At 72.9% G+C, this 4,499-nt stretch carries 3 protein-coding genes; 1 reads left to right on the top strand and 2 read right to left on the bottom strand.

Features of this window, described 5'->3' with window-relative positions; genetic code table 11:
• Positions 1 to 190: 190 nt before the first annotated feature.
• On the top strand, positions 191 to 1,792 hold the full coding sequence (locus QM582_RS09965) for a DUF3592 domain-containing protein (protein ID WP_415084008.1): 1,602 nt from the start codon (positions 191 to 193) through the stop codon (positions 1,790 to 1,792).
• 11 nt (positions 1,793 to 1,803) lie between these two features.
• Here the strand turns inward: QM582_RS09965 and QM582_RS09960 are convergent, their stop codons facing one another.
• Both QM582_RS09960 and QM582_RS09955 read right to left on the bottom strand, forming a co-directional pair.
• On the bottom strand, positions 1,804 to 2,778 hold the full coding sequence (locus QM582_RS09960; protein ID WP_415084007.1) for an ABC transporter ATP-binding protein: 975 nt from the start codon (positions 2,776 to 2,778) through the stop codon (positions 1,804 to 1,806).
• Positions 2,775 to 4,403 carry an ABC transporter permease gene (locus tag QM582_RS09955; protein ID WP_415084006.1) on the bottom strand — a complete coding sequence of 543 codons (1,629 nt, stop codon included), beginning with the start codon at positions 4,401 to 4,403 and terminating at the stop codon, positions 2,775 to 2,777. The genes QM582_RS09960 and QM582_RS09955 overlap by 4 nt, the downstream gene beginning before the upstream one ends.
• Between the last annotated feature and the right edge of the window lie 96 nt (positions 4,404 to 4,499).

Below are 4,499 nucleotides of genomic sequence, written 5' to 3'. Positions count from 1 at the left end.
TCATGGCGGCGGGCAGCGTCTATCGTGGACACGAGGCCTCCTGGGGAAGAAGGAGCTTGCTTCGACACCAACCCGTCTACCCCGGGAGCCTCACCCCCTCGCGCACCGACACGCGACACCCCACAAACCACTTCCGTAACAGGCCCTAACCGACTGCCGACACGTACCCACAAGTCGATAGCATTCCGCCGTGCGTTTCGGGAGACGAAAACCGGTCATCGAACCCGCATTGCTGTTCCTTCGCGTCGCGGCCGACGATGTCGCGGCGTGGGCCCGCGAGCGGGGTGTTCCGTGCTGGGTGCAGCAGCTTCCCGGTGGCTGGGTACTGGCCCGGACGGCGACCGTGGACGGCACGCTCGCCGGCTCGGGCCAGTCCCCCGACGACGCCTTGCGGGACTGGGCCGTGCGCACCCCGGACGCCTACCTGGTGCAGGAGGCGGTCCGCCGCGTCCGGGCGAACGAGATCGAGACGGTGGAGGACGACATCGGCCCGGCACCGTGGGAGGCCGCCGATCCCCGTCCGTGTCGAGGCCTGGTGGCCGTTCCCGGCGATCAGCCCGGTGATCAGGGCCTGCTCGCCCACCTGCAGGCGGCGCCCGCCGTCGAGGTATTCCGCGACGGCTGGCTGCTGGTTCCCCACGACGATCCGCTCTGGGCGTCCACGGCCGCCGTCGTCGACGACGACGCGGGCCTGGCACTGATGACCCAGGGTGACGAGGTCCGGCTCTGGCTGATCCAGGACGGCGAACCCGTGGCCGACTGGGAATGGTCGGTGACCGGCACCCTGGTGGCCATCGACCGGCTGCCCGCCGGTGAACTCGGTGACGAGGTCCGCGACACCATCTTCCCGGCGCGCCTGGGCGTCGAACCCCTCGACGACTTCGGCTTCCCGACGACGCCCCGACTCGTCCAGGCACTCGCCACGGACGCGCCGGCAGCCGTCGCCGTCCCGGAACTGATCGCCGCGCTCGGTCTGCCGGACGCCGCCCGGGCGCATCTGCTCGGCGAGATCGACCTGGCCGACGCACTGGACGCCCGGGTCAGCCAGCCCGCCCGCAACGTCGCGGCGGCGGTCGCCAGCAGCGTCTGGGCGTCCGAACGGCAGCGGGCCTCGGCGCAGAGTCCGCGCCGCCGGCTGTGGGGTGCGATCGGCTGGGCGGCGTCCCTGGTGCTCTGCGCGCTGCTGGCGGTGCTGATCGTCGACGACCTGCGGACCGGCACCGAGATCTCGGTGTGGACCTGGCTTCGACTGCCGATGGTGCTGCTGATCGTCCCGGTCGCAATTCTCGGCATCCGGCGCTGGTGGGTGCTTCGCGGCACCGGCCAGCGCGACGCCTCCGGGTCGGGCGGGCCGCCGCGCCGCTATCAGCCGCGGACGAGTTGGTGGTACGGCCGCGGCCCGAGCGCGACGGTCACGCTGCTGATCGGCCTGGCCGTCCTCGCCCTGCCGGTCGGGTTCTGGATCGCCGATGCGCCGCTGCGCGACCGGGGCGTCCAGACCACGGCGCAGGTGGTCGCGGTGAACGAAGACAGCTTCACCGTCACCTTCAGCGATCGGGGCGGCACCACCCGCACCGCCGAGATCGCGCCGTGGGGCGAACCCGAGGCCGGCGACCCGATCGTCATCGTCTACGACCCGCTGAACCCCACCCACGCGACGAGCCTGGACGAGCAGAACGATCCCGTCGGCTACATCGTCTTCACCGCGCTGGCGGGCCTCTGCTTGGTGCTCGCCCTGCTCACCTGGCTGCGCGTGATCGACTGGCAACGAGTCTCGAACTGGATGGAGTAGGCACCCGGGATCTAGCGCGGGATCACCGCGCAGCCGGCCGGATCGAGCGCCACGGTGAGCGACTCGCCCTCCACCCGCTCGGCGGAGCGGGCGGTCGCCGTCTGGCCGTCGGGCAGCCGGACGTCGATCAGCACCTCACCGCGCTGGTGCCGCTGCTCCACGATCGGCACCTCGACGCCGGTCGGCGCGGGAACCAGACCGGCGGGTCCGATGGCGACCAACTCGTCCACACCGGCCCGGACCCGGCCCAGCCGGGCCGCCAGATCCGCGGCGATGAACGGTTCGTAGCCGAGGAACTCGGCCACCTGTCGGGACGCCGGACGCCGCCACAGCACCTCGGGGGCGTCCAGTTGCAGCATTCGTCCCTCGGCCATCACCCCGACCCGGTCGGCCAGCGCGAACGCCTCGTCCTGGTCGTGGGTGACGTAGAGGGCGGTGGTTCCGGTGGCCCGCAGCGCGTCGCCGAGCACCCCGACCAGGTGCTCGCGCAGGTTGCGGTCCAGCGCCGACAGCGGCTCGTCGAGCAGCAACAGCCGCGGCCGGGGCGCCAGCGACCGGGCCAGCGCCACCCGCTGCGCCTGGCCGCCGGAGAGCTCGCCGACCCTCCGGGCCTGGTAGCCGGGCAGGCCGACCACCCCCAGCAGCTCGGCCACCCGAGCACGGCGTTGCGCCCGCGGCTCCCGGTACAGCCCGTAGCCGATGTTGCCCTCGACGCTGAGGTGCTGGAACAGCTGGCCGTCCTGGAACATCATCCCGAACCCGCGAGCGTGCACCGGCGCCGCGGAGACGTCGTCGCCGTCCCAGCCGACCCGTCCCGCGGCCAGCGGCTCCAGCCCGGCGATGCCGCGCAGCAGCGACGACTTGCCCGAGCCGGACGCCCCCAGCAGCGCCACGATCTCGCCCGGCTCCACGGCCAGGTCGACCTGGTCGATGGCGACCAGCTCGCCGTAGCGGACGACGGCGCCGCGCACCTCAAGGCCTCTCACAGTTCTGCCTCCCTGGGCCGGACGAGTTCCGCCGCGGCCATCACCGCGGCGGTGAGCACCGCGAGGACCACCGAGGCGGCCATCGCCATGCCGAAGTTGTCGGCGCCGGGGCGTCCGATCAGCCGGAAGATCACCGTCGGCAGCGTCGGATGCTCCGGACGGGACAGGAACGACGTCGCCCCGAACTCGCCCAGCGAGGTGGCGAAGGCGAACCCGATCGCCAGCCCGAGCCCGCGCAGCGCCAGGGCCGCGTCGATGGTGGCCAGCACCCGTCCCGGACCGGCACCCAGCATGGCGGCCGCCTCGCGCTGCCGCGGGTCGATGGCCCGCAGCACCGGCAGCAGGGTGCGCACCACCAGCGGCAGCGCCACGATGGCCTGGGCGATCGGGATCAGGATCGGCGACGTCCGCAGGTCGAACGGCGGCCGGTTCAGGGTGATCAGGAAGCCGAACCCGACGGTCACCGCCGACACTCCCAGCGGCAGCATGAACGCGGCGTCCAGCAGCCCGACGCCGGCGGCCAGCCCCCGGTTGCGAGGACGGCGCGACGCGATCAGGCTGACCAGCACGCCGAGCGGCACCGCGATCGCGCTGGCCTGGGCGGCGATCACCAGTGAGTTCACCGCCGCCGTCCAGACCGGCACGGTGAGGCCGGAGTCCCCACTGCCGGCGAGCAGTTCGTAATTGCGCCAGCCCCAGCCGTCGGCGGTGACGAAGGAGCGCACCACCAGGTGCACCATTGGCACCACCAGCAACCCGATCACCACGAAACCGGTGACCAGCGTCGGCAGCAGGTCGCGCCGGGCCCGCCAGGGCTGCTCGGCGGCGGCGTCCCCGGAGAGTCGCAGTGCATGCTCGGCACGCCGCCGGGCACGTCCGGCGATCAGCAGCGCGGCCGCCACCACGACCAGCTGGACGATGGACAGCGCCGCGGCGGCCGGCAGGTCGAGCAGCTGGGTGGTCTGGTACCAGATCTCGGTCTCGATGGTGGAGAACCGGACGCCGCCCATCACCATCACGATGCCGAACGCGGTGGCGCAGAACAGGAAGACCAGCGAGGCGCCGGAGAGCACCGCGGGCGCGATCGCCGGCAGGGTCACGGTCAGGAAGACCCGGGCCGGGGACGCCCCCAGCATCCGGGCCGCCTCGGCGGTGCGGGGGTCGAGCCGCGACCACAGCGCGCCCACCGTCCGGACGATGACCGAGTAGTTGAAGAACGCCAGCGCCACCACGATGGCGGCGAAGCTCTCGTCCAGTCCCAGCCAGCCCAGCGGACCCTGGGCGGCGAACAGCGACCGGAAGGCCACCCCGACCACCACGGTGGGCAGCACGAACGGCACCGAGACCACGGCTCGCAGCAGCCCGCGTCCGGGGAACCGGCAGCGGTACAACAGGTAGGCCGCCGGGACGCCGAGCGCCACCGCGACCGCCGTCCCGGCCACTGCCTGGCCAAGCGTCTGGCCGATGATCCGCCAGGTGCGCGGCGCCGACAGCACGGCGGCGACGCCGTCCAGGCTGGCCGCGCCGTCCACCACGAAACCGCGTCCGACCAGGCCGGCGACCGGCCAGACGAAGAAGATCGCCAGGAACCCGACCGGCAGCAGCACCGCCAGCGACCACAGCACGATCGCGAGCGGGCTGGGCCGGGCCCTTTCCGCTGGTCGAGCCCCACCCGCTGGTCGAGCTTGTCGAGACCCCGGCCGCTCCGTGGTCTCGACAAG

The sequence above is a fragment of the Micropruina sp. genome (genome assembly GCF_047607385.1).
Taxonomy (GTDB): domain Bacteria; phylum Actinomycetota; class Actinomycetes; order Propionibacteriales; family Propionibacteriaceae; genus Micropruina.
This window is presented reverse-complemented; position numbering and strand designations above follow the sequence as displayed.